The organism is Nocardia sp. 348MFTsu5.1 (assembly GCF_000383535.1).
In the GTDB taxonomy this organism is placed as follows: domain Bacteria; phylum Actinomycetota; class Actinomycetes; order Mycobacteriales; family Mycobacteriaceae; genus Williamsia; species Williamsia faeni.
On sequence record NZ_KB911512.1, the window covers coordinates 407,842 to 434,445 of the forward strand.

Annotated in this window: 26 protein-coding genes; 8 read left to right on the top strand and 18 right to left on the bottom strand. The window is 63.5% G+C overall.

What is annotated here, in order from left to right; genetic code table 11:
* Positions 1–40: 40 nt before the first annotated feature.
* The 6 genes from H290_RS0110445 to H290_RS0110470 form a co-directional block, all read right to left on the bottom strand.
* Positions 41–1,267 (bottom strand): acetyl-CoA C-acetyltransferase, encoded by a 1,227-nt coding sequence (locus H290_RS0110445; protein ID WP_020106746.1) that lies wholly within the window; start codon positions 1,265–1,267, stop codon positions 41–43.
* Positions 1,260–2,963 carry an AMP-binding protein gene (locus tag H290_RS0110450; RefSeq protein ID WP_020106747.1) on the bottom strand — a complete coding sequence of 568 codons (1,704 nt, stop codon included), beginning with the start codon at positions 2,961–2,963 and terminating at the stop codon, positions 1,260–1,262. The genes H290_RS0110445 and H290_RS0110450 overlap by 8 nt, the downstream gene beginning before the upstream one ends.
* On the bottom strand, positions 2,960–3,826 hold the full coding sequence (locus H290_RS0110455) for an alpha/beta fold hydrolase (RefSeq protein ID WP_020106748.1): 867 nt from the start codon (positions 3,824–3,826) through the stop codon (positions 2,960–2,962). Before H290_RS0110455 ends, H290_RS0110450 begins: the two co-directional genes overlap by 4 nt.
* The gene (locus H290_RS0110460; RefSeq protein ID WP_020106749.1) at positions 3,823–4,569 is read right to left on the bottom strand and encodes a hypothetical protein; all 747 of its coding nucleotides are present in this window, start codon (positions 4,567–4,569) and stop codon (positions 3,823–3,825) included. Before H290_RS0110460 ends, H290_RS0110455 begins: the two co-directional genes overlap by 4 nt.
* Positions 4,569–5,762, bottom strand: coding sequence for an acyl-CoA dehydrogenase family protein (locus tag H290_RS0110465; RefSeq protein ID WP_020106750.1), 1,194 nt, complete (start codon positions 5,760–5,762; stop codon positions 4,569–4,571). The genes H290_RS0110460 and H290_RS0110465 overlap by 1 nt, the downstream gene beginning before the upstream one ends.
* 135 nt (positions 5,763–5,897) lie before the next feature.
* Positions 5,898–6,491: a TetR/AcrR family transcriptional regulator gene (locus tag H290_RS0110470; RefSeq protein WP_020106751.1), complete on the bottom strand. Its 594-nt coding sequence runs from the start codon at positions 6,489–6,491 to the stop codon at positions 5,898–5,900.
* A 154-nt stretch (positions 6,492–6,645) separates the two neighbouring features.
* On the opposite strand from H290_RS0110470, the gene H290_RS0110475 reads away from it, so the two are divergent.
* The 3 genes from H290_RS0110475 to H290_RS0110485 are packed head-to-tail and all read left to right on the top strand — an operon-like array spanning position 6,646 to position 9,103.
* Positions 6,646–7,125: a nuclear transport factor 2 family protein gene (locus tag H290_RS0110475; RefSeq protein WP_020106752.1), complete on the top strand. Its 480-nt coding sequence runs from the start codon at positions 6,646–6,648 to the stop codon at positions 7,123–7,125.
* Positions 7,122–7,481, top strand: a complete 360-nt coding sequence (locus H290_RS0110480) for a DUF485 domain-containing protein (RefSeq protein ID WP_020106753.1) — start codon at positions 7,122–7,124, stop codon at positions 7,479–7,481. Before H290_RS0110475 ends, H290_RS0110480 begins: the two co-directional genes overlap by 4 nt.
* The gene (locus H290_RS0110485; protein ID WP_020106754.1) at positions 7,478–9,103 is read left to right on the top strand and encodes a cation acetate symporter; all 1,626 of its coding nucleotides are present in this window, start codon (positions 7,478–7,480) and stop codon (positions 9,101–9,103) included. Before H290_RS0110480 ends, H290_RS0110485 begins: the two co-directional genes overlap by 4 nt.
* A 94-nt stretch (positions 9,104–9,197) precedes the next feature.
* On the opposite strand, the gene H290_RS31130 is transcribed toward H290_RS0110485, so the two are convergent.
* The 5 genes from H290_RS31130 to H290_RS0110510 all read right to left on the bottom strand — a co-directional run bounded on the left by H290_RS31130 (position 9,198) and on the right by H290_RS0110510 (position 13,319).
* Positions 9,198–9,335, bottom strand: coding sequence for a hypothetical protein (locus H290_RS31130; protein WP_020106755.1), 138 nt, complete (start codon positions 9,333–9,335; stop codon positions 9,198–9,200).
* Between the two features lie 2 nt (positions 9,336–9,337).
* A complete protein-coding gene (locus tag H290_RS0110495) occupies positions 9,338–10,150 on the bottom strand; it encodes an alpha/beta fold hydrolase (RefSeq protein ID WP_020106756.1) in 813 nt (270 codons plus the stop codon).
* Between the two features lie 63 nt (positions 10,151–10,213).
* Positions 10,214–11,062, bottom strand: a complete 849-nt coding sequence (catA, locus tag H290_RS0110500; protein ID WP_020106757.1) for a catechol 1,2-dioxygenase — start codon at positions 11,060–11,062, stop codon at positions 10,214–10,216.
* 24 nt (positions 11,063–11,086) lie between these two features.
* A complete protein-coding gene (locus tag H290_RS0110505) occupies positions 11,087–12,706 on the bottom strand; it encodes a 4-hydroxyphenylacetate 3-hydroxylase family protein (protein WP_020106758.1) in 1,620 nt (539 codons plus the stop codon).
* A 40-nt stretch (positions 12,707–12,746) separates the two neighbouring features.
* On the bottom strand, positions 12,747–13,319 hold the full coding sequence (locus tag H290_RS0110510) for a flavin reductase family protein (protein WP_020106759.1): 573 nt from the start codon (positions 13,317–13,319) through the stop codon (positions 12,747–12,749).
* A 249-nt stretch (positions 13,320–13,568) separates the two neighbouring features.
* Here H290_RS0110510 and H290_RS0110515 point away from each other — a divergent pair, with 249 nt between their 5' ends.
* Complete coding sequence (locus tag H290_RS0110515) at positions 13,569–14,516, top strand: AraC family transcriptional regulator (protein WP_020106760.1); 948 nt, start codon at positions 13,569–13,571, stop codon at positions 14,514–14,516.
* 64 nt (positions 14,517–14,580) lie between these two features.
* On the opposite strand, the gene H290_RS28300 is transcribed toward H290_RS0110515, so the two are convergent.
* The 6 genes from H290_RS28300 to H290_RS0110545 all read right to left on the bottom strand — a co-directional run bounded on the left by H290_RS28300 (position 14,581) and on the right by H290_RS0110545 (position 21,927).
* Positions 14,581–15,591: an ABC transporter ATP-binding protein gene (locus H290_RS28300; RefSeq protein ID WP_020106761.1), complete on the bottom strand. Its 1,011-nt coding sequence runs from the start codon at positions 15,589–15,591 to the stop codon at positions 14,581–14,583.
* A 4-nt stretch (positions 15,592–15,595) separates the two neighbouring features.
* Entirely contained in the window at positions 15,596–16,603 is a 1,008-nt protein-coding gene (locus H290_RS0110525) for an ABC transporter ATP-binding protein (RefSeq protein WP_020106762.1), read from the bottom strand.
* Positions 16,604–16,634: 31 nt separating this feature from the next.
* A complete protein-coding gene (locus H290_RS0110530; RefSeq protein ID WP_051121939.1) occupies positions 16,635–18,212 on the bottom strand; it encodes an ABC transporter substrate-binding protein in 1,578 nt (525 codons plus the stop codon).
* Positions 18,213–18,278: 66 nt separating this feature from the next.
* Positions 18,279–19,193, bottom strand: a complete 915-nt coding sequence (locus tag H290_RS0110535; RefSeq protein WP_020106764.1) for an ABC transporter permease — start codon at positions 19,191–19,193, stop codon at positions 18,279–18,281.
* Entirely contained in the window at positions 19,190–20,146 is a 957-nt protein-coding gene (locus H290_RS0110540; protein ID WP_020106765.1) for an ABC transporter permease, read from the bottom strand. Before H290_RS0110540 ends, H290_RS0110535 begins: the two co-directional genes overlap by 4 nt.
* Positions 20,147–20,910: 764 nt before the next feature.
* The gene (locus H290_RS0110545) at positions 20,911–21,927 is read right to left on the bottom strand and encodes a ferredoxin--NADP reductase (protein WP_020106766.1); all 1,017 of its coding nucleotides are present in this window, start codon (positions 21,925–21,927) and stop codon (positions 20,911–20,913) included.
* Positions 21,928–22,090: 163 nt separating this feature from the next.
* On the opposite strand from H290_RS0110545, the gene H290_RS0110550 reads away from it, so the two are divergent.
* Genes H290_RS0110550 through H290_RS0110565 form a run of 4 tightly spaced genes read left to right on the top strand, consistent with a single transcriptional unit; the run spans position 22,091 to position 26,255 of the window.
* Entirely contained in the window at positions 22,091–23,530 is a 1,440-nt protein-coding gene (locus tag H290_RS0110550; RefSeq protein ID WP_020106767.1) for a class I adenylate-forming enzyme family protein, read from the top strand.
* A complete protein-coding gene (locus tag H290_RS0110555; RefSeq protein WP_028463029.1) occupies positions 23,508–24,413 on the top strand; it encodes an acyl-CoA dehydrogenase family protein in 906 nt (301 codons plus the stop codon). Before H290_RS0110550 ends, H290_RS0110555 begins: the two co-directional genes overlap by 23 nt.
* Positions 24,400–25,488, top strand: a complete 1,089-nt coding sequence (locus H290_RS0110560; RefSeq protein WP_020106769.1) for an acyl-CoA dehydrogenase family protein — start codon at positions 24,400–24,402, stop codon at positions 25,486–25,488. Before H290_RS0110555 ends, H290_RS0110560 begins: the two co-directional genes overlap by 14 nt.
* Positions 25,489–25,490: 2 nt before the next feature.
* On the top strand, positions 25,491–26,255 hold the full coding sequence (locus H290_RS0110565) for an enoyl-CoA hydratase/isomerase family protein (protein ID WP_020106770.1): 765 nt from the start codon (positions 25,491–25,493) through the stop codon (positions 26,253–26,255).
* Between the two features lie 65 nt (positions 26,256–26,320).
* Here the strand turns inward: H290_RS0110565 and H290_RS32015 are convergent, their stop codons facing one another.
* Complete coding sequence (locus H290_RS32015) at positions 26,321–26,539, bottom strand: hypothetical protein (RefSeq protein WP_231373822.1); 219 nt, start codon at positions 26,537–26,539, stop codon at positions 26,321–26,323.
* Positions 26,540–26,604: the final 65 nt, after the last annotated feature.

Sequence of the window (26,604 nt, forward strand, 5' to 3'; positions counted from 1 at the left end):
ACACCTGGAAATGACTGGAGCGTGTGGTTTTTGGGGCGGATCAGGTGGCGCGCTCGAAGATCGCGGTCAAGCCCTGGCCTCCGCCGATGCACATCGTTTCCAGGCAGTAGCGGGCCTGACGCCGATCGAGTTCGTGCAACATGGTGGCGAGGATCCGGACACCGGTGGCACCCACGGGATGGCCGAGGGAGATGCCGGAACCGTTGACGTTGGTCCGTTCGAAATCGGCCGGCCCGAAGTTCCATTCGCGGGTGACGGCCAGCGCTTGGGCGGCAAACGCTTCGTTGAGTTCGATCAGATCGATCTGACCGAGGGTCAGTCCGGCCCGGTCCAAAGCCTTCGCGGTCGACGGAACCGGTCCGATACCCATCTCGGCGGGGTGGACACCGGCGGTCGCCCAGGTCACCAGGCGGGCCAGAGGACGCACACCCAGTGTCTCCGCGTTCGCGCGGGTGGTCACCAGAGTTGCTGCTGCTCCGTCGTTTTGGCCGCTGGCGTTGCCTGCGGTGACCGTCGACTCCGGATCTTGGTCCTTCAGGATCGGACGCAGGCGGGAGAGGGATTCCACGGACGTCTCGGGGCGAGGGTGCTCATCGCGGTCGACGACTCGCGTCGTGCCTTTGCGGCCCGGAACGGTGACCGGCACGATTTCGGATTCGAACAATCCCGCATCGATCGCTGCCGTGGCGCGTTGATGCGACGTCGCGGCGAGTTGGTCCTGTTCTTCGCGCCCGATGTTGTATGTGCGACGGAGATTTTCGGCGGTTTCCAGCATGCCGCCGGGAACCGGATAGTTCTTTCCTCCGGCGGTCACGCGGCCCCGTGCGAGCCGATCGTGCAGTGCCGCAGGAGCGCCGCGAGCGCCCCACCGCAGGGATTCGGTGTAGTACTCCGATCGGCTCATCGATTCGACGCCCCCGGCGATCACGAGATCGGCCACTCCGGTCTGTACCCGCATCGCGGCGTCGAGCACTGCCTGCAGGCCCGAACCGCAGCGCCTGTCGAGTTGCAGACCGGGCACCGTCACCGGAAGTCCGGCATCGAGTGCGGCAACCCGCCCGATGGCGGGTGCCTCCCCGTTCGGATAGCACTGACCGAAGATCACGTCGTCGACGGACGCAGGATCGATGCCCGTTCGCCTGATCAGTTCTGAGATCACCAGTGCGGCAAGGTCGGTGGCGGGCACATCGACGAAATCACCCCCGTAGCGCCCAACCGGTGTTCGCAGGGGCGAACAGATGACAACGTCGGTGGCGGAATCAGTCATGGCGGAAGTCTCTTTCCCGATCGGACCATTGTTGCGCGTAATCGCGCAGCACCACGGCCCGGATCTTGGTGCCGTTGCCACCGACTGTGGTGGGCATGGCGTTGATGATGTGGATGGCGGAGGGAACCTTGAACGCGGCAAGTGTTTGTGCGCACCACGTGCGCAGCTCCGCGGATCCGGTGGTCGCGGCATCGTCGGAGTCGGTCTCGGCGGGCACAACGAAGCCGACGGCCTGGGTGTATCCGGCGGCATCGGTGATGCCGACGACCTTGGCGGTGTGCACGTCCGGATGCTGTGCGAGGCGGTGTTCGATTTCGGCGGGGTCGACGAGGAAGCCGCGCAGGCGCAGCGCATCTCCCATCCGGCACACGTAGGTGTAACCACCATCGCCGGTGGCGACGCCGAGGTCGCCGCTTCGGAACCAGCCATCACGGGTGAAGGCGTTTGCTGACGCATCCGGATTCCCGAGATACGCGTCGACGACGTTGGGGCCTCGGAACTGTAGCTCGCCCTGCTCACCCTCGGGTACAACGGTGTCGGTGACGGGGTCGGCGATCCGTACTGTCATAGCTGTATCCACCGGTCGACCGCCACCATTCCACCGGACGTCTTCGGGATCGGTGTCGCGCCAGAGCAGGGCGAGGGCAAACACTTCGGAGGAGCCGAAGACACCGGTGGTCTGAGTGCCGAACTCGTCACGCAGCCAGGCGGCTATCTGACCGGAGCGGCCCAAGAAGTCGGCGATACCGATCCATCGCAATGCCGACATCTGGTGGTGCTCGCCGGAATGCCAAGTGTCGTAGAGGCGGCCGAAGAGATCATCGCCGCCGGCACAATGTGTGACCTGCAGTTGTGTCATCCGTCGCAGGGTGTCGCGGGCGTCGAAGACCGGTACCATCAGCAGAGCCCCACCACCGGCCAGCATGGCCATCGCGAGGCTGTAGCCGAAGACCCCGGACACCGGCAGCACGCACAATGCCACGTCACCCGGGACCACGCCCATGATGGCCGCGTCAGCCCGCGCATGCCGAACCACACCACTTTCGCTGTGCGCAGCGAGCTTTGGCGTCCCGGTGGACCCTGACGTGGTGAACGCGACCGCCAGCCGCATGTCGTCGACGGACCTGCCGGCCGGGGTCAGAGCAGTTGTATCCGGGGTGTCGGGTACCCGTGCACCGTTGATATCCGAACTGCCGCTGAACCAATGGCCACTGCCGAGGTTCAGATCTGCGTGGTGCTCGGCGTTTCCATCGGGGCCGGCGACCACTGCCACCACCGGAGGCGCCACCGACGGTGTGGCGGTGACAGCGGTGGACAGTGTGCCGAAGAGGTCGAGGCCGTGAAAGTTCAGGGCGACGGCGACCACCGCCGGCCGGGCGCTGGTGAGAATGTGCGCGACCTCGGCCGTGTTGTACCGCGTATTCAGACCGATCACGTGGGCGCCGATCGATGCCGCCGCGAACTGCCACACCAGAGCATCGGACCAATTCGGTAGCAGCACAGCCACACACTGGCCCGACCGCAACCCGACCTCGGTCAGTTCGTGGCTCAGACACTCGACCCTGGTGCCGAACTGTGCCCGGCTGCACGACACCGGTGCCCCGTCGACGACGTCGTACGTCAGGGTTGCATCGGGGTCGAGCTCGATCAGCTCTGCGAGCAGGTGCTGTAGCGACGCGGCGTGCGTGGTGATCATAGTGTCACCGCCGCGTGCTCCCGTACCGGCCGGCGAAGGTCGGCGAGCCACCGGGCGGCAACGCCGGCAAAATCGTCGATCTCCTCCATAGGGTAGTGGCCGACCGCTTCGAGCCTGCTGAAGCGGGCCCGGCCGGGGGCGGACGCGTTGATCTGATCAGCGGCCTCGCCGACCGCATCGGCATTGATCCAGGGATCATCGGTTCCGGCGACCAGATGGATCGGGCAGGTGAGATCGGTCAGGCGGTCGCGGACATCGTGCCCACCCCAGCCGAGGAGGTCGGAGGAGGAGATCTCGGGATCTTCCCGCTTGTGCATCAGTCCGGCGAGATGTGCCGCGGCCGGGTCCATGGCGCGTCCCACCGAGGCAAGGGTTCCGAGGTACGTACGTTCTGCGCGGGACGGCCCGGCGACGTCCTCGAGTTCGCGGCGAAGACCGGAGAGGCCGACCCGGCCCGGGCCTGTTTCGGCGGCCATGGCGATCGCACCCGAGAGCGGACGATCGGGGCGGGTGGCCATCTCCAGGGTCAGTTTGCCTCCGATGGAACACCCCAGTACGTAAGGCTTCTCGATGTCGAGGATGTCCAGCAATCTTCCGAGCCAGTCGCCGTAGGCGACCAGATCGGTCACCGGTCCGGACAACGCGGGTTCGGATCGTCCGTGCCCTGGAAGGTCGGGTACCACGACCCGGTAGCCGCGCGCGGTGAGACCGCCGCACACTCGTCGCCATTGCACGCCACTCTGACCGGCGGTGTGCAGGCAGAGCAGCGTCGGGAGCTTGTCCCCGGGTAATGTTCCTTCGGGCGTGTGTATTTCGACGAATCCGAGTGCGCTGTCGATGTCGAGGTAACGGGCTTCGATCATGATCGCGCCTCCCGGGCGATGTGGCGTATGTGACCCATCAGGATGTTGAGTGGCTTCGTCAGCCGGAGGTACTCGTATCCGTCACCGGTGGAGGAGAATTCGCCGCAGATGACACGACGCATGAAGTTGTCGTCGGTGTCGAAGGCGAGTTCGGTCCACAGACGCGGTGATGCCGCGAATGTGAACGTGGCGCCGTGGGGCACCCGCCGGGTGACGTCGATGATGCGCCCGCGGTAGATGCGTAGATGGAGTTCGAGTTCGCCGCAACGCAATCCGATGGTTCCGTCCCAGGTGGACAACGACGATGTGAAAGCACTGTCGGAGCCGAGTCTGCGGGCGAGCATCTGACCCCAGGCGACGGTGCAGAAGTCGACTGCCTCCGATACCGGGGCGATGTCCGCGGTGGTCGGCTTCCATACCTGGGTGCCTTGCTCGCACACCCGCCCGAAGCCGTCGACCAGATGCACGGACAGTTCGATACCGTCGGCGGTGATGGCCGTGATGAGGACGTCGGCGTGCACCGTGTCCGATGTCGTGACCAGATGACTTGTGGCCCAGTTCATTGTGGTCAACGCGCAGGTCGGTGGCGGCGGCGACAACAGTTCGGCCACGACACGACCGGTGCTCGACAGACCGGCGGGAAGGGTGACTCCGCCATGCGCCAAGATCTCCCCGACCACACGGGCCTCGGAGACGAGCTGATCGCCCACAGCGAGGATGCCGGGGCTCGAGGCGGCGGTCATCACGACTCCACCCGGCCGAGGATTTCATCGGAGATGATGCGCATCTGAATCTCGCTGGTGCCCTCGAAGATCTTGGTGAGCCGAGCATCGCGCCAGTGCCGCTCGACCTGAAAGTCGGTGGTGTACCCGGCGCCGCCGTGAATCTGGACGGCCTCGCTGGTGACTCTTTCCGCCATTTCGGTGGCGACGAGTTTGCACATCGACGCCTCCAGCGAGCAGCGCCGGCCGGTGTCGATATCGGTGGCGACCGAGTACATCAATTGCCGTGCGGCCTCGATGTCGGCGGCCATCTTGGCGATTTTGAACCGCAGGTACTGGAAGTCGCCGATCGGGTGCCCGAATTGGCGGCGGGTGTGTACGTAGGCGATGGAATCCTCGAGTGCGGCGCGGGCCAGTCCGATCGCCCGCGCGGCGGTGTGGGCGCGGCCCACCTCGAGTCCGGACACCGCGAGGTAGAAGCCCTTGTTCTCTTCTCCGAGCATGCGGTCGTGCGGGATCCGGAAGTTGTCGAAGGCGACTTCCCAGGTGTTCCAGCCGAAGTACCCGATCTTGCGAATCTTGGTGCCGGATATGCCCTGTGGAAACCTGTTTCGTTCCTTGTCGATCAGGAAGGTGCTGATACCGCGATGGGGTTTGGCGGGATCCTTGTGCGGATCTGTCCGGGCGAACAGGACCATGTAGTCGGCTTCGTAGGCGTAGGTGCACCACATCTTGGTGCCATTGACGATCCAGTCGTCGCCATCGCGGGTGGCACGGCAGGAGATGTTGGCGACGTCGGAGCCGGCCTCTGCCTCGGAGAGCGCGTACGACCCGAGGTATTCGCCTCGCGCGACGCGGGGGAGTAGATCTGCTTCCTGTTCCGCGGTGAAACCGCCACCCATCCCGTTGCCGCGGGCGAGCAGGCCGGCAACGCTCATCCAGGCGCGGGACAGCTCTTCGGCGACCAGGCAGTATTCGAAGACCCCCAGGCCGAGACCACCGAGCTCCTCGGGGATCATGATCCCGAAGAATCCGATCTCGGACATGGCCTTTTTGAGCTCGTCGGGGATGGCGCCCTGGAGCGGATCGAGTTCGTTCGCGACCGGAAGTACTTCCTTCATGGCGAACTCGCGGGCCAGATCGCGAATGGCCAGACGTTCCTCGGTCAGATACCGGGGTGAATCAGTGCGGGGTTGCGAGGGTCGATGAGTCATGGACGCTCCTCATTCGAGTGGATCGACCGTGTCCGTTTTCGGGTATAGGTGTGATCCGGGTAATTAACGCTCGTTCACCAAGTAGAGCATGGAACCGTCCGAAGCGTCAATCCTTGACGGGCGTGTGCGCTGTGATCAGGCCTGCCGATAGCCCATCAAGTTGAGTGCGTAGCCGGCATAGGTGTCGGCGACCTGCTGTGCCGACAGTGAGCCCGACTCGCGGAACCACAGGGCGATGCCCGCAGACATCGTCAAGACGGCGGTGACCGCCTGGTGTACGTGCTCGACCTCGAAGTCTCCGTTGGCCACCCCGCGTTCGGCGATGGTGATGAACAGCTGTTCCTGGGCGTCGCGTGATCCCACCACCCGCTTGCGATCGAGGTCTTCGAGATAGCGCAGTTCGGTGTTGGCCACCAGGCAGGCCCGTTGGTTGCGGGCGGTGTACAGCGAGTGCGCGGCCACTGCGGCGGTCCACTGTTGTGCGGGCGCGGGCCCGGCCTTTTTCAACGCGTTGCGAGTTGCGGTGAACTGCTCGTCGCTTGCCGAGCGCAGGATCTCCACGAGGAGTTCGTCCTTGTTCTGGAAATGGTTGTAGACGTTTGCGGCGCTGCAACCTGCATGTTTGGCGATATTCCGGAGTGTGGCCGCGTGGAATCCTGCTGTGTAGAACTCGTCGAGTGCAGTGTCCAGGATTCGTTGCCGGGCGTCGCCCGCTGGCCGCATGTTCATGGATGCAGATTAGGCTGTACCGCCTGAACAGGCAAGATGTGCAGTCTTGACGCCCTCGCCTGGGAACGCTATGGTCCACATCACATGAACAAGCGTTAACCAAGTTTGGCGTAGCTGTTCGTCTGAACTTCGACCCTGTGGAGGTACTCCATTGATGACCACATTGGAAGAACGAATCCAGCGCCTCGAGGACATCGAGGCAATCCGGCAACTCGATGCCCGATACTGCCGCCATCTCGACAACGGTGACTGGGACTCGCTGATGGACCTGTTCACCGACGACGGTGTCTTCGACGGACTATCCCGTGTCGAGGGCAAAACGGCGATGCGGACATTCTTCGCCGGTCTCGAGGAAGGTGGTCTTACCTCGTTCTGGCATTTCATCACCAATCTCGAGATCGACATAGACGGAGACTGCGCCACCATCCGGTCTTTCCTGTGGCAGCCCTGCGTGAGCGGCGGCAGTGCATCCATCGCGGCGGGCCGCTACACCGATCAGGCCGTCCGCCTCGACGGCCGGTGGCGGTATCTACGGAAGCAGGTGCGGTTCCACTTCTTCGGACCGCTTCAAAGCGGTTGGGACGAGAACCTCTTCGCCCTCGATTCGGCTCGTCGAGCGGCGGTGCACCCATGAGCGCCGTATTCGAGACCGAACTTGCGTCGTGGCGCGCGATGGCGGAATTGCCCGAGGTCGTCGAACTGAGGCGCAGGCGGCGGCTCGTCACGAACGTCTTCTGTTCGCTGACGGCCGTGTTGTTCACGTTCTTTCTCGTTGCCTTCATCGGCTACCCGCAACAACTGGGAGAACACTCGTTCCTGAGCATCCCGCTGTCGTTCTGGGTGGTCTTCTCCCAGTTCGCCGGCACGTGGGTGCTGGTCTATTTCTACTTCCGCCTCTCGCGAACATATCTCCAACCGGCTGCCGATGACGCGATTCGCGTTGTCACCAACGGCCGGGTGGGTATCGACAACAAGGAGCGCATTGCATGACCGGCGACACCGACTACCTCGCGATCGCGGTATGCACGGCTGTGATCTCATTGACCCTGTGGGTCACTTTCGCCGTGTCCCGGCGTTCACAGAGTGCTGACGGATTCTTCGCGGCCGGCCGCTCGATCACCGGCTGGCAGAACGGGTTTGCCATCGCGGGTGAGTTCATATCGGCGGGCAGCTTCCTCGGAACCACCGGCCTGATCTTCTACAAAGGGATCGATGGCACCGTGATCCTCTTTGCATCCGTGATCTCATTTCTGCCAATCCTGTTCCTGCTCGCCGAAAGAATGCGGAATCTCGGCAAGTACACACTCGCAGATGTGCTGGTCTTCCGGACTGGTGCGCGGCGGGTGCGGGTGGCCGTGGCGCTCAGCACCATCACCACGGGGGCGTTCGTGCTGCTGGCGCAGTTGGTGGCAGCAGGAGTTCTCCTCGAAACGGTGTCCGGGATCCCGTTCTGGGTGTCGGTGATCGTGGCCGGCAGCTTGATGGGCGTCTACGTGTTCGTTGGTGGAATGCTCGCGACCACCTGGGTCCAGGTCATCAAGTCATCGATCCTGGCCGTGTTGGCGATGATCGTCGCACTCGGTGTTCTGACGAAGTTCGGGTACAGCCTGCCCGGAATACTCGGAGCCGCGGCCACCGGCGCACCTGCGGGCGAAGCTGTTCTGGCCCCGGGTCTGTCGTTCGGTGATTCGTCTCTCAACCTCGTCTCGTACGCACTGACCTTCGCGCTGGGCACAGCCGGTATGGCGCACATCCTCATTCGGTTCTTCACCGTGCCGGAGGCGGCCACCGCCCGCCGATCACTCGGCTGGACGATCGCGCTGTGCAGCATGTTTTATCTCATCGTCATCTTGATGGGATTCGGCGCCATGGCAGTCCTCGGCGAGAACGGTGCCGACATCGTCGGTCCCGGTGGCAACCTGACAGCACCGGCGCTGGTCACTGAATTGGGTGGTGGAGCCGGAACCTTCGGCGGATCAATGGCATTGGCCTTGGTTGCCGCGGTTGCTTTCGCCAGCATCGTCGCCGTTGTGGCAGGAGTGGTCATCTCGGCTGCGGGTACGTTCGCCCGAGATATCTGGCCCACCTTGCGCCGCGCGGACTCCGTGGAAGAAGTGGACGAAGATCCGGCCGCCACAGAGCGGGCCGACGCCGCACAGGCTCGCGTCGCCCGATTCGGTGCGATCGCCTTCAGCGTGCTCGCCATCTGCCTGACCTTGATGATCGGCGACGAAACGAATATCACCTATTTCATGGGGATGGCGTTCATGGTGGCCGGCAGTGCGCATCTGCCGGCCCTGGTGCTGAGTATGAACTGGAAGCGCTTCAACGCGGTCGGGGCAGTGTCCGGTGTTCTCACCGGCCTGATCTCGACGGTTGTCAGCCTGATGTTCACTTCGGCTCTGTGGATGGGCGACGGACCGGCACCGCTGGAGATCCAGTTACCGATCATCTTCACACTTCCGCTGGGCGTGGCCGCGTGTGTATTCGGCTCCCTGATCGGTGAAAAGCGCCACGGCCGAGGCTATGACGCGGATGAGAAGTTCGCCGAGATGATGGTTCGCGCGGAAACCGGAATCGGTGCTGAAGGAGTTTCTGTCCCGGTTCACTGACTGCGGAAAAGTTCGGTGAACACCGACTGCCCGACCACTTCGGTGGCGGGCAGTCGGCGACGGTGTCAGGTCGTGTTGTGGGCTGCGCGGCAATTCAGTCCGTCGGATCGGCCGGTGGCTCGGGCGTCTCATCGAAAGATGCTGTGTTCCTTTGGTAGAGGGCACCGACATCACCGTCCAGCATTGCGACGAAATTGTCAGGGAAGCGGGGCGTTTCGATTGCGTTGGTCATGATCAGTCCTTCATGGGTCGGATTCGAACAACGTTGCGTATCCAGGTGGCGATTTCGTGGACGACTCGGTCGGGGGCCTCTGGCAGCAGGGCATGGCGGGCATTCGGGACCACCGACACGCTGACGACATCCCCGAACCGGTCGCGTAGCTCTTCTGCCGTGTCCCGCGGACGGAAGGGATCCAGCTCTGCTTGCAGGTCGAGAATCGGCTGGCGCGCGATATCCCACCATTGATCCTTGGGAGTGGCTGCGGCAGCGGCCAACTGACTCCTCGATACGTCCGGGTACCAACCGTCGAGCCATCCGGTGGGGTCGTTCCCGGGGGCGAAGAACGCGGTGTTCAACAGCGCGCATCGCTCGTCGTCCGGAAGCGACGAGTCAGCACATTTCACTGCGATCTCGGTCAGTTCGACGGGATAGTCTCGGGCACCGCCGGCGGCGACCACCACGCCCCGCACCAGATCTGGCCTGTCGGCGGCCAGCGTGCGGGCGACGTAGTGACCAAACGCGTGGCCGACCACAATTGCTTCGGGGGCGCCGAGGAATTCGATGACCGCCCGGACATCGTCCGCGAGATCATGCAGGGTTATGTCCTCGGTGGGGCCGACGCTGCGCCCGATCCCGCGGGGTTGTGGCCGGGCCACCGAAAAGCCCTTGGCGGCAAGCCCTTCGGCGACGTCGCCGTAGTCGTACGATTCGCGGCCGAGGGAGGGTAGTAGGACCACGAGAGGACCACTGCCCTCGAGAACCACTTCGATGTCGGAATCATCGGTCGGCACGAGGAGGGTCGTTCTCGGATCGGTGTGGTCGGTCATGAGATCTCCTGTGAAGGTGACACTGCAGGCGCCCCTTGTTCAGGAGCGCCCGCAGGAGTCGGGCTAGGCGTCGAGTGGGTCGAGCGTGAAGTCGTACCGAACCACATTCCGGCCGCAGTCGTCCGTGTGTGGATTCAGCAGGAGCTCCGGCTTGGTAGCGTTCGCCACATCGCTGTCCAACCATTCTCCACCCGCGAAGTAGAGCTGGGTGATGATCGGGTGCTGGTTCTCGGCGGACACCCGCAGATGTAGATGTGCGGGCCGCCAGGGATGCCATCCGGCTGCTTCGATGAATTGCCCGGTGGGACCATCGGTCGGGATCTGGTATGGCGCAGGCGCAATCGTGGTGAGCTCGTACCAGCCCTCGCTGTCGGTGACGATCGTCCCGCGGAGGTTCCAGTCGGGAATGTGCGGTGCGAATCCGGAGTAGTAGCCCTCCGCATCCGCGTGCCACAGTTCGATCGTTGATCCCGCGAGGGGTTTGCCCTCGAGGTCGGTCACCCGACCGCGCATGATGAACGGCGTCTGCTTGCGGTCCTCCGGGCGCATCGGGAGCGTGGCGGGAGAAGACAATTCGGGAGCTCCGGGGAGATAGTAGGGGCCTTCGATACTGCCTTTGGTTCCCTTGAACTTGCGTGAGTTCACGTCTTCGATCTCGTGTTCGACGAAGACGTCGAGCAATAGTGGCCATTCGCCACCCTCGCCGACCTCGATGAGCCACTGCTTGAGGACGCGATACTCGTCGTACGTCACCCCGAACTTCTGGATCAGCGCACTGAATCCGGCGAGTGCTTCAGAAGCCATGGCAGACAGGCGTTCCGGTGAGGTGTCCGCGGTGAAGCGTTCACCCTTGAAATTGTCGGTGGCAGCACTGCCCGAGCCGATGGCGGTGGGACTGTCGATGATGGTCATAGTGAGTATCCGTTTCCGTGGATGTCAGTGCTTGCCGAAGTACGAGACGTCGCTGTTGCCGATCAGGTCGGGGACGGTCCAGCCGTCCAGGTCGTACTCGTTGAGGCATTGCTCCGCGAGACCCTTCATCGAGCTGACCGTGCCGCGGGCTTCGGCGAACATGAGGAGCTCGGCCTTCACGCCCTCGTGGTTGCCTGCGTAATTGCGCTCGTAGAGTTCGTGGCGGCCGCCGAACTCGGAACCTATCGAATCCCACAGCGCCTTCATGACTTTGACGCGGTCGACGGCCTGCATGCCCTCGGAGCCGCGGACATACTTGTCGAGGTACGGGCGCACATCGGGACTCTTGAAGTCAGCCGCCGACGACGGCAGGTAGATCAGCCCCGATGCGACGTCCTGCTCGATGATCTCCTTGACGCGTGGGTAGCCCTGCTGCATGAACATGCGATAGGTCAGGCCGTACTCGAGCTTGGGGATCACGGTGTCACCGACCCACGGCTCGGGATCGCGAACCATCGATTCGGTCAACGACCAGAACAGGTTTCGCCAGCCGATGACCTCGCCGACTCGTGTCTGCACCCCGCGGAATCCACCGGCACCGGTGGCGTCGAGGGCCTTCATCAACAGCCCGGCGATGAAGTCGAGCTTGACCGCCAGGCGGGTGCAACCCTGCAGGGTGAAGCGGGGCAGGAAACCGGACTGTGGGAAGAATGCGTTGATCTTCTCGACGTCGCCGTACATGAAGACGTTCTCCCACGGGACGAGCACCTTGTCGAAGACGAAGATGGTGTCGTTCTCGTCCATGCGCGATGACAGCGGGTAGTCGAACGGGCTGCCCATCACCGCCGCCTGCTGTGTGTACGACGTGCGGCAGATCAGCTTCACACCTGGCGCATCCATCGGAACGGTGCAGATCAGTGCGAATTGCTTCTTCTTGATCGGCAGACCGTAGTGGGCGACGAAGTTGTAGTTGGTGATCGCCGATCCGGTCGCGACGACTTTCGCCCCGCTGACGATGAGGCCGGCGTCGGTTTCCTTTTCCACCTTCATGAACACGTCGCCGACCTCATCCGGCGGGAGATGGCGATCCACCGGCGGGTTGATGATGGCGTGGTTCCAGTAGAGGACTTTCTCCTGCGACTCCTTGTACCAGCGCTCGGCATTGGCCTGGAACGGCGAGTACAGCTCCGAGTTGGCGTGCAGCGTTCCGAGGAATGACGCCTTGTAGTCGGGGCTCCGGCCCATCCAGCCGTAAGTCATGCGGGCCCAGGTGGCGATCGCATCGCGGTCTTTGATGAGGTCTTCGGACGTCTTGGATGCACGGAAGAACGGCATGGTCACGCCACCGTTTCCGGTGTCGGTAGGTGTGGTGAGCGCGTCGACATGTTCTCCGGTGTGCATCCCGTCGTACAGCCGTGCGGTCATCCGGATGGGATTCCGGAAGGCGGGGTGGGTGGTGACGTCCTTGACGCGCTCACCGTGCAGCCAGATCTCGCGGTCGTCACGTAGCGATTCGATGTACTCGTCGCCGGTCATCGGCTTGGACGCGAAGTTCGCCTTCGTGTTGGCGTCACAGTTCTCGGCGACGTTGACCTTGCTGCGATCGACATCGGTGCTGGCGGGACGTTCTTCGATGGTGGTCATGATGCTTCCTTCGTGGTCGGGTGGAGATCGGGATGGGTTGTCAGGCGGTGGCGGCGACGAGTGGCCGGTGAAGGGGCGTGAATTGGGCCGTTGCGTCGAACCATCCACTGTGCGGATCGTCGAGACTTCCGTTGTAGGCGGCTGTTCCCGAGGTATCGCCGAGGTCGTGAAATGTGCTGCGGTAAAAGAGCAATGGCTCCCTGGACGTGTCGACGTCGGCGTCGACGATTTCGCCGATGTAGATGACGTGGTCGCCGCCGTCGTAGGACGCCCACGGGGAGCAGACCAGGGTGGCGGCATTACCGGCGAGCACTGGTACGGAGCTCGCCGAGTTCCACTCCGGCTCCGGGTTCTGGGGTTTTCCGGCGAAGTGCATGGCGGTGTCGATCTGGTCCGATGCCAGGATGTTCACTGCGAACGGTGCATCGTTGAGGTATCCGCACGCTTTAGATCTTCTGGTCAGCGTCACCTGGCACAGCCTCGGTTCGAGGGATATCGCGGTGAAAGCGGTGACCGTGGCGCCATGCGGGGTGCCGTCGACGTTGGTGCAGGTGATCACCGTGACGCCACTTGCGAACTGGCCGAAGATGTTTCGGATCATTCGTTGGTCCATGATGTGAGCTCCTGTTGGTCGGATGACTCGGTCGGTCCGGTGATTTTCGAACCGACTTGCTTGCGCTGTGGACACAACGTATGACGGCGGTCACAGCCCGTCGATCCGCTGAGCGAAGCCGCAATCCGGATTCCGCAACGTTGCTGCGTGGGTCTCCGCGGGGTAGGCATGGTGACGCCGATCACAGTTACCCTGAAGGCGCTGGACCATGACAGATCCTCGGTTGGCGGAGGAGTGAGAGCAGGAGCAATGCCGGAACGAGTTGAACGCTCTGGCCTCACCGACTGGGATGAGGTCCACGAGGTGGTTGCCGATGCGTACTTCCCGCATGAACTCCGGCCGATATCACGGGATGATGCAACCCGATATCGGCTGAAGTCGTCGCCGGTCGGGCCCGCGGTCCTGGCCCGGATCGGGTTCGGTGCGGCGGTCTCCATCGAGTCCGATCACCCCGGAGCGTGGGGCATCAACATACCCCTGACCGGGCATCTCGAGTCGACGACCGAGGGGCACCACATCATCTCGACGCCCGGCCAGGCGACGGTCTGTCCACCCGACACCAGGACGGTGATCACCGATTGGAGCCGATCCTGCGAGATCATCGGATTCAAGATCGACCGCGACTACCTGCAGCGAGAAGTCGATCGCATCTGCGGCCGTCCCGGACGGCACCTTCCCCATCAGCTGGATTTGCGGTCCGGCGCCGGCGCCGAATGGATGACCTTGCTCAATTCGGTCGGTGACCAGGCCTTCGGGGAAAGTGTGCTGTTGCGCAATGAGCACATGGCGCAGCAGGTCTGCGGAATGCTCACCACTGCGCTGGTCCTGGCAGCGATACCCGCTGACGAGAACGACCCGGTCGGTACCCGTCCACGCATCGTCAAGCGGGTCATCGACGCGATCCACGCCGATCCCGCGCGCCCCTGGACCGCCGGTGAACTGGCGGAGATCGGAGGAGTCAGCGCTCGGCGATTGCAGCAGGGTTTCCGCGAATACGTGGGCCTGACGCCGATGGAGTATCTACTCGATGTGCGTTTGGAGTGCGTTCACAACGATCTGCTCCACGGTGTCGCCGGCACCAACATCACCTACATCGCAAACGGTTGGGGCATCATGCACAGCGGCCGGTTCGCGGCTGCGTACCGCCGTAAATACGGCGTGCCGCCATCGGACACCCGCCGTCTCGCGGAGGCGTGACAGAGTCGGAATCCGCCCGCCTGGTTCTTGCGGTCATCAAGGCAGGCGCCGTGCATGTGTCTGGTTAGGGAGTGGAGACCAGCTTCTTCTGGACCACGGTCAGTGGGAAGTGGCAGGCCGCGAACTGGCCGGGGCGCGTCTGACGCATCTCGGGTTCTTCTGTGACGCAACGGTCTTGCACGTTGGGACAACGGGTTCGGAATCGGCAACCGGTGGGTGGGTCCAGCGGCGAGGGAACGTCACCCTCGAGTGCCGGGCCGGCGAATGCCTGGTCGGGGTCGGTCAGGGGTACCGAGTCGAGCAGCGCCCGGGTATAGGGGTGGGTGGGATTGGCGTAGACCTGGGCTGAATCCCCGAACTCACAGACCTTTCCGAGGTACATGACCATGACGTTGTCGCTGACGGTGCGCACGACGCCCAAATCGTGGGCGATGAACACGACGGTGAGGTCGAACTCGGCTTTGAGTTCTTCGATGAGGTTGAGGATCTGGGCCTGTACCGACACGTCGAGGGCGGAGACGGGTTCGTCGCAGATGAGCAGGCGTGGGCTCAGGGCCAGGGCGCGGGCGATGGCCACGCGTTGGGCTTGGCCACCGGAGAGTGCGCGGGGTAGGACGTCGGAGTAGCGGTCGGGGGGTAGGCCGACGGAGTCGAGGACCTTCGATGACTTTGCGACGCGGTCGGCTTTGGGGGCGCCGGCGACGGTCATGCCTTCGACCACAATCTCTTTCACCGACCGCCGGGGGTTGAGGGAGCTGATCGGGTCCTGAAAGATCATCTGCATGTCGCGGCGCAGTTGCCGCATCTGCTTCTCGGGTGCCTTCTCGATCCAGTCGGTGCCGAATCTGATCCGGCCGGCGGTGACCCGGTCCAGGCGTAGGACGGCGCGTCCGGTGGTGGATTTGCCGCAGCCCGATTCGCCGACGATGCCGAGGGTTTCACCGGGCATGACGTCGAAGCTGATCTTGGAGACCGCCTGGACGGTCCCGGCTCGGGTGGGGTATTCGACGACGAGGTCCTGCACGCTGAGCAGTGCGTCGTCGCCGCGTAGGTGCGCGTTTCCGCTGCCGGCCATGGGTTTACCTTCCGGAGGGGGTCAAAGTTTTGACGGGCTGGGGGATCACCGGGTGCAGGCACGCGACGTCGTGGTCGGAGCCGACGCTCGCCAGTTCGGGGCCGGGTGCGCGGCAGTCGTCCTGCACGTGCGAACAGCGTGCTGCGAATCGGCAACCGATCGGCGGGGAGGTCGGGTCGGGCAGGGATCCGGAGATCACCCGCAGCGGTGCGTGGCGAGCGTGGTCGATCGTCGGGGTGGCGCCCAACAGGGCGTGGGTGTAGCGGTGCCGGGGGGCATCGAAAACCTCTCGGGTGGAACCGACTTCGGCCAGTCGGCCGGCGTACATGACCGCGACGCGGTCGGTGCGGCCGGCGACCACGGCCAGGTCGTGGCTGATCAGCATCATCGCCATGTCCCGTTCACGTTGCACGTTCCGCAGCAGGTCGAGGATCTGTCGTTGGATGGTGACGTCGAGGGCGGTGGTGGGTTCGTCGGCGATGAGCAGGTCGGGTTCACACGCCAAGGCGATGGCGATCATCACGCGCTGGCGCATACCGCCGGACATTTCGTGCGGGTAGTTGCGCAGCCGCCGCTCCGGATCGGGCACTCCCACCTCCTGCAGGAGGCGAAGTGCCCGATCATGAGCTTCGGAACGGCCGATGCCCAGGTGCTTGCGCATGCCTTCGGTGAGCTGACGCTCCACCCGGACAACAGGGTTCAGTGAGCGGCCGGGATCCTGGAACACCATCGCGATCTGGGGACCCCAGATCTCGAGCTTTTCTTTCTTGGTCAGGGCCAGCAGATCTCGGCCTTGAAAGGTCACCTCGCCTGAGCGTGCCGAGCGCGGTGGCATCAGGCCCATGATGGCTCGGGCCATCACGGACTTTCCGGAGCCCGATTCACCGACGATGCCCAGGGCTTGTCCTGTGTCGAGTGTGAGCGAGACGTCGTCGACGGCGCGGACGGTGCCGCGTGTGGTGCCGATGTAGGCGCGCAGATTGTTCACTTCGAGCAGTGGCTTCGCGTTCATGGTGATCGGGCTCCTTCCTTGACCTGTTGGGTCAGTTCATCCAGATGTTCTCGGGCAATGGCGATGCGAGGGTGTAGAGGTCGACGCCGTGCACGTTTTTGCCGTAGATCACAGCAGGCACCGCGCGGGTGTACCAGACGCCGGGGATCACCTCGACGAGACGCTCCTGCACCGTGTTGTACGCGGTTTTGCGATCTGCATCGGACGTCGCGATGCGGCCGGCATCGAGCGCCTTGTCGAGTTCGGGATCATTGGTGCCGACGAAGTTGCCCGATGAATTGGAATGGAAAGCGGTCCACAGCGGGAAGTCGGGGTCCTGGATGACGGCCGCCGTGATGATCATGTCGAAATCGCGTTGTCCGGCGCGGGCGGTTGCCGCTCCGAAGTCGAGCACCTCGACCTTGACCTCAACATTGTCGAAGGCACTGAGTTGTGTCTGCAATCCCTCAGAGAGCGTACGACTATCGGTGGTCGGGTAGGAAAGGACGGTAAATGAGACCGGTTTACCTTCGGCGGCCAACTCGTTGAACAATTTCTGTGCTTCGTCCTTGTTGGTGGACTGGAGCGGGACGTCGGTGAAGAAGGGCGACTCCTCGGGGAACAAGGTCTGCGGAACTTCGTTTTCGCCGTTGTAGACGATGGTGTTCAGGCCCTCGGTGTCTGTGGCCAGCATCACCGCGCGGCGGGCGCGGACGTCATCGAACGGTGCTCGACGGTGATTCATACCCAGGAACTGTCCGCCGCCGGTGGGCACGATCTCACTCTGGAACCCCGCGGCAGTGGCCTTGTTGACATTGGCCATTCCGCTCTCAGAAGCGAGGTCGGCGCCACCGGTGGTGATGGCATTGATGCGCTGATTGCTATCGGGGATCGTGCTGATTGTCAGCGCGTCGAGGTACGGCCTGGGAGCGTCCCAGAATCCCGGATTCTTCTTCAACTCGATGGACGCCTGGCGGGTCCAGTTGGTCAGCGTGAACGGTCCGGCTCCGACAGGTGCCTGGTCGTAGGCTTCCCGGCCTTTTTGCAGTGCAGTAGGCGAGGCGATCCAGTTGAGTGCGCCGGCTACCAGGGATTCCGCAAAATGGGGATTGGGCGCAGCCATTGTCACCCTGAGGTTCGTCGGATCGACGACTTCTGTGTTCGCCACCTGGCTCGCCTGGCGGGTCGATGTCGATCCGAGTGCGGGATCCTTCAGTCGGTCCCAGTTGAACTTCACGGCTGCGGCGTCGAGCGGCGTGCCGTCGGTGAACATCAGGCCCGGACGGAGTGCGAGGTTGAAGGTGGTACCCCCGTCGGTGGTGGAGAAGTCGGTGGCCATCTTGTACTCGATCTCGAACGTCTCGATGTTGTTGATCATCAAGGTGCCGTACAGGGCGTTGCCCAGCACCGGTTGGTGTGCCCAGGTGTTGGAGAGGGCGGCGGGGTCCAGCGACCGCGGCTCGCCCGTCTGCAAGACCCGAGCGGTGCCGCCGGGAACGGGATCACCTTCGTCGGCGGATGGTCCGGCGCCAGGGGTGCTGCTGTCACCCCCACAGGCGGCGACAAAAAGGAATAGGACAGCGGCCAGCGCCACTGCGACGATCTCGGAGAAACGTCGTTTAGATCTCATCAATTGACCTCTCGAACAGAATTGCTTGGGGTTGTAAGACGAAGTAGATGTATCTGGATGGGTGCCTCAGTGCCCGATTGTCTTGTCGAACTTGGTTCGGAGGTGATCACCCAGCTGGTTGAGCGAGAAGACGGTGAAGAAGATCGCGGTCGCGGGGACGAAGACCAGGTGTGGGGAGGTCGAGAGTGCGTCTTTGCCTTCGCTGATCATTCCGCCCCAGCTCGGGGTGGGCGGTGGGATGCCCAGGCCGAGAAAGCTCAGTGAGCCTTCGGCCACGATCAGGGCGGCCATCACGATCGGCAGGTAGGCGGCCAGCGGTGCCAGGACATTCGGCAGGATTTCTTTGAACAGGATCCGGGAATGCCCGGCGCCCATGTTTTTTGCTGCTCGGACGAACTCGCGTGAGGACCAGGCCAGGGCGTTGGCGCGGGACAGCCGGATGAACGCCGGAATGACTACGAGGGTCAGGCCGAACAGGATGGTGCCGGCACTGGGTTGGAAGATGGAGGCCAGCGCGAGCAGCAGGATCAGTGGTGGGAAGGCGAGCATCGCGTCGGCGATCAGGGAGATGCCGCTGTCGAGGTGTCGGCCGAAGTAGCCGCCGGTCAGGCCGATCAGGGATCCGATGAGGAATCCGAACAGCCCGGCGACGGTGCCGATCACCAGCGAGACGCGGGCGCCGTAGATGATCCGGGACAGTTCGGAGCGGCCGAAGGTGTCGGTTCCCAGTAGTAGATCGAGGGATCCGAACGCGGGGCTGAGGCGGGGGGCGCCGACCGGGACGTCGTAGGGGGCGATCGGGAGCAGGTTCGCGAAGACCGCGGCGAGAATCAGTGCGGTCAGCCAGATGATGGAGAAGATCACCAGTATCGACCGCCGTTGGCGGACCGCGGGGACGGCAAGCTCGGTGGTCGGGTTGTCGGTGGTGGACACGTCGTGGGCCTTGGGGATCGCAGGAGTGGTGTTGACGATGTCGGTCATGCGGTTGCCGCCACCTTTCGGACGCGGGGGTCGATCAGGCCGTAGCTGAGGTCGACGATGGTGTTGATCACGACGTAGACCACGGCGATGAACACGACGATGCCTTGGACCATGATCAGGTCGCGGTTGGTGATCGAGGAGGCGATGAGTTGTCCGAGGCCGGGTAGCCCGAACAGGGTTTCGACGATGACGGTGCCGCCGATGAGTCGTCCGAGGTTGATGCCGGTCAGCGTGATCAGCGAAAACGAGGAGGGTCGAAACGCGTGCCGGAACATCACGTAGGTGCTGGACATGCCTTTGGCGCGGGCCGCGGCGATGTAGTCCTCCCCGAGGGTGGAGATCAGGTCGGTCCGCAGGATGCGGTGGAACGAGGCGATTTCCGTCAACGCGATCGCGATCGCCGGGAGCAGTGCGCTCTGCAGGTTGGGGCCGAGTCCGTCGCTGATATCTGACCATCCCAGGACCGGGAAGATCTGGAGTTGGATGGCGAAGAAGTAGATGAGGATGGGGCCGGCGATGAACGCGGGCACCGAGAGGAACACCGCGGACAGTGCGTTGGTGCCGCGGTCCAGACCCGAACCCGGACGCGACGCCGAGATCACGCCCATCAAGATTGCGACCACCAGGGCGATGAACAGCCCGAGTGCTGCGAGTTCCAGTGTCACCGGCAGTCGTTCGATGATGGCGTCGGTGACCGGTTGGCTGGTCAGTGGTGAGGAGCCGAGGTCGCCTTGCACGGCGTTCTTGAGCCAATCGACGTACTGCATCACCGGTGACTGGTCGAGTCCGAGCTGCTCATCCATCTCGGCGACGGCCTCGGGGGTGGCATTTTCACCGAGGATCACCTCGGACGCCGAACCCGGTGCCAGACTCAGCAGGGCAACCACGGCAATGGTCACCAGCAGAACCACGGCGATGCTGCGCGCAAGACGCGTCGCGATCGTTTGGAACATGAATAGTCAACTTTCGTCTTGCGCAGGGCGGAAGGCGGCGTCGAGATGCCAGGGCTAGGGACTCGACGATTGCTGCGGAACCCGGGTGTCCGCAGCCGAATCTATGTATCGACCACCGTCAGTGATGGCTGTGAGGAGTGCCGCATTGACAAGCGGCTGTGATCTACATCCTAGTGAAGTTCGGGCATTGATGGCAAGCATTGGCCGTACATTTACCCGACCGAAATGTGCTGTGCGTTCGAACTGCATGAACATTGCCCAAAACAGCAACAGGTTCTGGTCAGTTGAAGCGCATCTGTCAATTTTGGAGTTCGTATGCGCTGAATAGTTGTTTATTACAAGCGATTTCGGCTCGCCGCAGACGGTTGAATGAAAAGTTCAACAAGGCCGACAACGATACTGTGGACGCGGCGGCAGTCGGGATCAGGAGAGACGGTTGGTTCCCGTACCTGACTTCGGTGGCAGGGGGAGCCTGGAAATGACCTGCATGTCCGTACAAATCCATCGACGAACTTTCGGCACCGCGTTGCTCGAGAACCGTTGGAGTGTAGAGGAATCGTAGGGCCAGCGGCACCGATGAGTGTGGTGCCACTGCCGCCCGCAAGCCGAGGAGCGGGGTGAAGTTTGTCCGGAGTGCGGTTGTGCGCTGAATGATCAGATGTGACAAATGATCTCGGTCGCGGCGCGGTGACTACGACAGAGAATTCAAACTGGGCCGGCAGCGATGCTGTCGGCCCAGTGGGAGTGGGGATCAAGGGAGGCGCTCAGTCTTCGTAACGCACCTTGATCGATGAGGTGTCGGGGACAGCCTGGCAGGTCAGCACGTAGCCGTCGGCGACCTCGTCGTCGTCGAGTGCGTTGTTGGCGCGCATGGTGGCGCTGCCCTCGAGAACCTCACCGATGCAGGTGGCGCAGTTGCCCGATTCGCAGGAGAACGGCGGCGAGAGTCCGGCGCGGCGTGCGCTGTCGAGGATCGTTTCGCCGGCCTTCATGTCGATCTCGACCTTCTTGCGTCCGAGCTGGATGTACACGGTGCCCAGTTCGGCGGGGGTCGGGACGATCTCGACCACGTGCTCGGCCTCGGGGACGTGATGGGCCGTGCCGAACTCTTCGGCGATGATCCGGCCGGGGCCGGGCACCGCGGACGTGATGACATCCATGAAGGGGTCGGGTCCGCAGAGGTAGCTGTCGGCATCGACGTCGTCACCGATGAAATCGAGAACCTTCTGGGCGTCGAGGAATCCGTCTGTGACATCGAAGCTGCGCACCACGGATAGGCGATCTGGGTACTGGGTGGCCAACTCGTCGATGGCGGCGTGGAAGATCGCGGACGCCGGATCCCGGTCTGCGCACAGCAGGCGCACCTGTCGATCGGTGGACTTGAGTGCGCTCTTGGTCAGCGACAGGATGGGCGTGATGCCGCTGCCACCGGCAAAACCGAGTAGCGGAGCGGACGTTTCGCTCAGGCAGAACAGGCCGGCGGCCCGGGTGATCTCGACCTCGTCACCCTCGCTGATGTTGTCGTGCATCCAGTTCGAGACCTTGCCACCGGGAATGCGCTTGACGGTGGTCATCAGCTCGGAGTCGGTTTCGGGGGCACTCGACATCGAGTACGAGCGATACAGCTCCTCGCCGTCGACCTTCACCTTGAAGGTGATGAACTGGCCGGCGCGGTAAGTGATCGGTGCTTCGAGCGGCGCAAGTACGTATGTACGGGCGTCAGCGGTCTCCTTGACGATCCTCGTCACGGTTGCGCGCTGGAAATGTGGGGGCCTCGCCATGAGCCACCTCCTTCGTGTCCTTTGCAGCTTACCGATAATGATACGTAGATTCTACTAGATGAGAATAGTATTCTCGCCAGTGAGCTAGGATCCTCTCAAGTTGACTCATAAAGAAGGTGGATCGGCCGGTACCCGCCGATCGAGACCTGGTTAGGACACAGACATGGACGGGCCCGCCGCCCTTGCATTCGAGGAGCGCAGCTACACGTTGCCGCAACTCGATGCGATGACGTCTGGGCTCGCCGCCGTGCTCGCCACCCGCGGGGTCGGGCCTGGGGAGCGCGTGGCGCTCATGTCGTCGAACCGTCCGGAGTTCGTGGTCGCGGTGCGTGCGATCTGGCAGGTCGGAGCCGCGGTGGTGCTGATCAGTCCCGCCTACAAGCATGCCGAGGTCGAGCACGCGCTGGCAGTCACCGGCGCTTCGCATGCGGTTGGTGACAATGCGGTCCTCGGGGACCTGATGCCGATGTACAGCCTCGACGATCAGATCGAACTCGGCGAGGCCGTCATCGGCGAGGTCACCTGGCCGGACAAGGACCCGGACGCCGACGCGTTGCTGGTGTTCAGCTCGGGCACCACCGGGATGCCCAAGGCCGTCCGCCACACCCATCGATCCTTCGGCGCCGCCGTCCGGCATTGGCGCGAAGCGCTGGAGCTCACCGCGGCCGACCGCCTGCAGATCCTCACCCCGCCGTCACACATTCTGGGGATCCTCAACGTCATCACCGCGCTCGACACCGGCGCCTGGGTACGGCTGCACCGCCGCTTCGACCTGCAGCTGATGTTGAGCCATATCGAATCGGACCGGATCACGATCGAGATGGCGGTGGCTCCCATCGCGTTGGCACTGGCCTCCGATCCGGATCTCGAGAAGTACGACCTGTCGTCGCTGCGCTACATCATGTGGGGCGCCACACCGGTGACACCGAGCATCGCCGAGAGCGTGACCAGCCGGACCGGAGTGCCGTGGGTGCCGGCCTACGGGGCGAGTGAATTGCCGGTCATCGCCTGCAATCCGATCCACGGTGCCCGCCTGGACAGCGTGGGACGCGCGGCCGCCGGGGTCACCCTGCAGGTGGTGTCCACCGAGAGCCGAGACGTTCTGGGGCCCGGTCAGGCCGGCGAGATCTGGGCCCGATCGGAATCGGTGATGGCCGGATACCTTCCGGTCGAGGCGAACTCCGACGCTCTGACCGACGGCTGGTACCGAACGGGCGACATCGGCACCATCGACGTCGACGGTTGGGTACGCCTGACCGACCGTTCCAAAGAGATGATCAAGGTCAAGGGCTTTCAGGTTGCACCCGCCGAGATCGAGGGAGTACTCCACGGGCACCCGGCGGTCAAGGATTGTGCGGTGTTCGGAGTTCCTGACACGGCCACCGGTGAGGCGATCATCGCCGCGGTGACCGTCACCGAACCTGTTGACACCGATGAACTCTCCGAGCTGGCCATCGAACTCACCGACCTGATCGGTGATCGATTGGCGAAGTACAAGCGACCCAGCGAGGTCATTTTTGTTTCTGATATTCCGCGCCTGCCATCCGGCAAGGTGCTGCGCAGAGTGCTGAAGGAGCGCTATGGACGTTCGTCTGACAAGTGAGCAGCGGCAATTGCGCGATGCTGCTTCGAAATTGGCCGATGATCTGGGACCGTCCGCGGTCTCCGATCTCGACGACGAGAGCCGCATTGCCCGGCTGGAGAAAGTGGTCGAAAGCACCGGCTGGCGTGACCTGCGCTCCGATGGTGCGTCGGCGGTGGAGGTTGCCATCGTCGCCGAGGAGTTCGGCCGCGGTCTGGTCGATGTCCCATTCCTCGGCCCCGTTCTCGCCGATGACGCCCTGCGCCATCTCGTAGAGGGACCGCACCGCTACACCGCGGTTGTCGGCGGAGAGGCGATCGACGCCCGCGGGTTCGACCGCGGTCTGGTGCTCGACGAGAACAAGGTCAGCACAGTCGATCTCGGGCCGACTCGCGATGGCGTCGACCTGACCCGGCTCCGCGCCGATGTGGTCGGAGAGACCACCGCGGCCGGTGATCTGACAACCGAGCAGGCCGAGCGCAATCTCGCCCTGGCCCTGGTTGCCACCACTGCAGACCTGGTCGGTGTCTCCCGCGGTGCCCACGCGACCGCAGTCGAATACGCCAAACTGCGCGAACAGTACGGCGCGACAATCGGTTCGTATCAGGCGGTTGCGCACCTTCTCGCCGAAGGTCTGGCATTGATCGAGGGTTCGATCAGTGTGTTGCGGCACGCCGCCTGGGCCGTCGACGAGCTACCGACCGACGAGGCACTGCAGGCCGCCCGCATCGCGAAGCTCTACTGCGCACGCACCGCGCGGACGGTGTGCGAGACCTCGATTCAGGTCCACGGCGGTATCGGCAATACGTGGGAGTGCGTGGTGCACGTCTACCTGCGCCGAGCGCTGACATCCACCGAATTGTTCCCAGTGAGCCTGGAGGAGATCCAAATTGGACTTTCGTGACACCACCGAAGAAGCCGCGTTCCGGGAGCGGATGCGCGCATGGCTCTCCGAGCGCAAGGGTATGTTCGCCACCTCGGGTGACGAATACTTTTCGCGGATGGGCGAATGGCACCGGGCTCTGTACGAGGCCGGGTTCTTCGGCCTGACCTGGCCGGAAGAGTATGGCGGACAAGGCTTGCCGGCCGTCTACGACGTGATCCTCGACGAAGAGCTGGCGCGGGCCGCCTTCCCGCCGCGGCCGAGCCTGGGCTACCTGGTCGTCGGACTGGGTCACCACGGCAGCGAAGACATCCGTAAACGCTTTGTGCCCGGCATGATCAACGGCACCGAGCGCTGGTGCCAGGGCTTCTCCGAGCCCGGTGCGGGATCCGACCTCGCGTCACTGACCACCACGGCCACCCTCGACGGTGACGAGTACGTCCTGAATGGCCACAAGATCTGGACCAGCTATTCGGACAACGCCGACTGGTGCCTGCTGCTGGCCCGGACCGACAAGAATGTCGCTCGGCACAAGGGCATTTCGGGTTTCATCGTGCCGATGAACCAGCCCGGGATCGAGCAGCGACCGCTGAAGATGATCAGCGGTGTGACCACCGAATTCGGTCAGGTTCTCTTCGACGGGGCGCGTGTACCCGCCGCGAACATGGTCGGCGCGCCCGGCGATGGCTGGAAGCTGGCGATGACGGTTGTCGGGCATGAGCGCGAGCCCTCGACGCTCGGCTTCGCTGCCCGCTACAGCAAGCTGGTCAACCAGATCGCCAAGAAGTCGGAGGGCAAGCCTTCCGCCGATCTGGCATGGGCCGCAATCGAAACCGAGATGTTGAGGCTGCATGTGCGGCGACGACTGTCGGAACAGCTCGACGGCGTCCAGCACAGCTCGGACGGGTCGCTCGACAAGCTGTTGATGACCTGGGTCGAACAGGCCGTGGGACATGCCGCGCTCGACGTGGTCGGTACCAAGGATCCCGAACTGCTCAGTGCCTACCTCTACAGCCGGGCCCAGAGCGTCATGGGCGGTACGTCACAGATTCAGAAGAACATCATCGGATCGCGAATTCTAGGACTGGGAGTTTGACCATGTACGACATGCCCGACGAGATCGACGTCCAGGCCGACGGATCTCTGCGCATCATCACGCTGAACCGTCCGGATGCACTCAATGCGGTCAATCATGATCTGCACGTGGGTCTGGCGCGGCTGTGGCCGCAGCTCAGTGCCGACCGCGGTGCTCGCGCCGCGGTGCTGACCGGAGCCGGCAAGGCATTCTCTGCCGGAGGCGATTTCGCGTATCTCGCAGAGCTGGCCAAGGACGACGAACTGCGCGCGCAGACCATCGCAGACGGCCGTGAGATCGTGCTCGGAATGGCGCGGTGCCGGGTTCCCGTGGTCTCGGCTGTCAACGGTCCCGCAGTGGGACTGGGCTGCAGCCTCGTCTCGCTCAGCGACATCGTCTACATCGGCGAGAAGGCCTACCTGGCCGATCCGCACGTACAGGTGGGATTGGTTGCCGCTGACGGTGGACCGGTCACCTGGCCGCTGCACACCAGCCTGTTGCTGGCCAAGGAATACGCGATCACCGGGGCGCGGATCACCGCGGAGCGCGCCCGCGAGATGGGATTGGCGAACCATGTCGTCGCCGATCCGCTCGCCGAGGCTCTGGCCTGTGCGAAGCGGATCTCCGAGCAACCGCAGCAGGCGGTCGAAGCCACCAAGCGACTGCTGAACCTGCACCTCGAGCGGGCCGTGCTGGCGACACTCGACTTCGCGATGAGCGCCGAGCATCAGTCGTTCACCACCGACGACTTCCAGTCGAATATCGCACGGCTGACTGCCAAGAAGTAGCGGGTCGCGGCCGTCCCAAACAGACGAGCCACCTATACGAAGACGAGCCACAAATACGGTAATTGTCAACCTGTCTGAGACAGGTGCTTGATGTTGATTCCTGCTTGGTCAGGTATCGCTGGTGCTATCGGCGGTCGCCGGTAGCGCTGGGGGTTGGCTTGCCAAAGTTGGTCGAGTCGTCTTTGGCGGCGGGCTCGGTGTTCGATGGCGGTGCCATCGAACACCGAGGCCGGCGTGTGACGGCCCAGACCGCTGTGACGGTGGTGGTGGGCGTAGCGGTCCAAGAACTGTGCGGTCCACTGCCGCGCGTGGTCGATGTCATCGAATCGGTCAGGGCAAGCCAGGTCGT

What these genes read in the sequence shown, in the direction of transcription:
- H290_RS0110445 (WP_020106746.1), bottom strand. Translation starts at nt 1,267, where the DNA reads ATGACTGATTCCGCCACCGACGTTGTCATCTGTTCGCCCCTGCGAACA.
- H290_RS0110450 (WP_020106747.1), bottom strand. Translation starts at nt 2,963, where the DNA reads ATGATCACCACGCACGCCGCGTCGCTACAGCACCTGCTCGCAGAGCTG.
- H290_RS0110455 (WP_020106748.1), bottom strand. Translation starts at nt 3,826, where the DNA reads ATGATCGAAGCCCGTTACCTCGACATCGACAGCGCACTCGGATTCGTC.
- H290_RS0110460 (WP_020106749.1), bottom strand. Translation starts at nt 4,569, where the DNA reads ATGACCGCCGCCTCGAGCCCCGGCATCCTCGCTGTGGGCGATCAGCTC.
- H290_RS0110465 (WP_020106750.1), bottom strand. Translation starts at nt 5,762, where the DNA reads ATGACTCATCGACCCTCGCAACCCCGCACTGATTCACCCCGGTATCTG.
- H290_RS0110470 (WP_020106751.1), bottom strand. Translation starts at nt 6,491, where the DNA reads ATGAACATGCGGCCAGCGGGCGACGCCCGGCAACGAATCCTGGACACT.
- H290_RS0110475 (WP_020106752.1), top strand. Translation starts at nt 6,646, where the DNA reads ATGACCACATTGGAAGAACGAATCCAGCGCCTCGAGGACATCGAGGCA.
- H290_RS0110480 (WP_020106753.1), top strand. Translation starts at nt 7,122, where the DNA reads ATGAGCGCCGTATTCGAGACCGAACTTGCGTCGTGGCGCGCGATGGCG.
- H290_RS0110485 (WP_020106754.1), top strand. Translation starts at nt 7,478, where the DNA reads ATGACCGGCGACACCGACTACCTCGCGATCGCGGTATGCACGGCTGTG.
- H290_RS31130 (WP_020106755.1), bottom strand. Translation starts at nt 9,335, where the DNA reads ATGACCAACGCAATCGAAACGCCCCGCTTCCCTGACAATTTCGTCGCA.
- H290_RS0110495 (WP_020106756.1), bottom strand. Translation starts at nt 10,150, where the DNA reads ATGACCGACCACACCGATCCGAGAACGACCCTCCTCGTGCCGACCGAT.
- catA (WP_020106757.1), bottom strand. Translation starts at nt 11,062, where the DNA reads ATGACCATCATCGACAGTCCCACCGCCATCGGCTCGGGCAGTGCTGCC.
- H290_RS0110505 (WP_020106758.1), bottom strand. Translation starts at nt 12,706, where the DNA reads ATGACCACCATCGAAGAACGTCCCGCCAGCACCGATGTCGATCGCAGC.
- H290_RS0110510 (WP_020106759.1), bottom strand. Translation starts at nt 13,319, where the DNA reads ATGGACCAACGAATGATCCGAAACATCTTCGGCCAGTTCGCAAGTGGC.
- H290_RS0110515 (WP_020106760.1), top strand. Translation starts at nt 13,569, where the DNA reads ATGCCGGAACGAGTTGAACGCTCTGGCCTCACCGACTGGGATGAGGTC.
- H290_RS28300 (WP_020106761.1), bottom strand. Translation starts at nt 15,591, where the DNA reads ATGGCCGGCAGCGGAAACGCGCACCTACGCGGCGACGACGCACTGCTC.
- H290_RS0110525 (WP_020106762.1), bottom strand. Translation starts at nt 16,603, where the DNA reads ATGAACGCGAAGCCACTGCTCGAAGTGAACAATCTGCGCGCCTACATC.
- H290_RS0110530 (WP_051121939.1), bottom strand. Translation starts at nt 18,212, where the DNA reads ATGAGATCTAAACGACGTTTCTCCGAGATCGTCGCAGTGGCGCTGGCC.
- H290_RS0110535 (WP_020106764.1), bottom strand. Translation starts at nt 19,193, where the DNA reads ATGACCGACATCGTCAACACCACTCCTGCGATCCCCAAGGCCCACGAC.
- H290_RS0110540 (WP_020106765.1), bottom strand. Translation starts at nt 20,146, where the DNA reads ATGTTCCAAACGATCGCGACGCGTCTTGCGCGCAGCATCGCCGTGGTT.
- H290_RS0110545 (WP_020106766.1), bottom strand. Translation starts at nt 21,927, where the DNA reads ATGGCGAGGCCCCCACATTTCCAGCGCGCAACCGTGACGAGGATCGTC.
- H290_RS0110550 (WP_020106767.1), top strand. Translation starts at nt 22,091, where the DNA reads ATGGACGGGCCCGCCGCCCTTGCATTCGAGGAGCGCAGCTACACGTTG.
- H290_RS0110555 (WP_028463029.1), top strand. Translation starts at nt 23,508, where the DNA reads ATGGACGTTCGTCTGACAAGTGAGCAGCGGCAATTGCGCGATGCTGCT.
- H290_RS0110565 (WP_020106770.1), top strand. Translation starts at nt 25,491, where the DNA reads ATGTACGACATGCCCGACGAGATCGACGTCCAGGCCGACGGATCTCTG.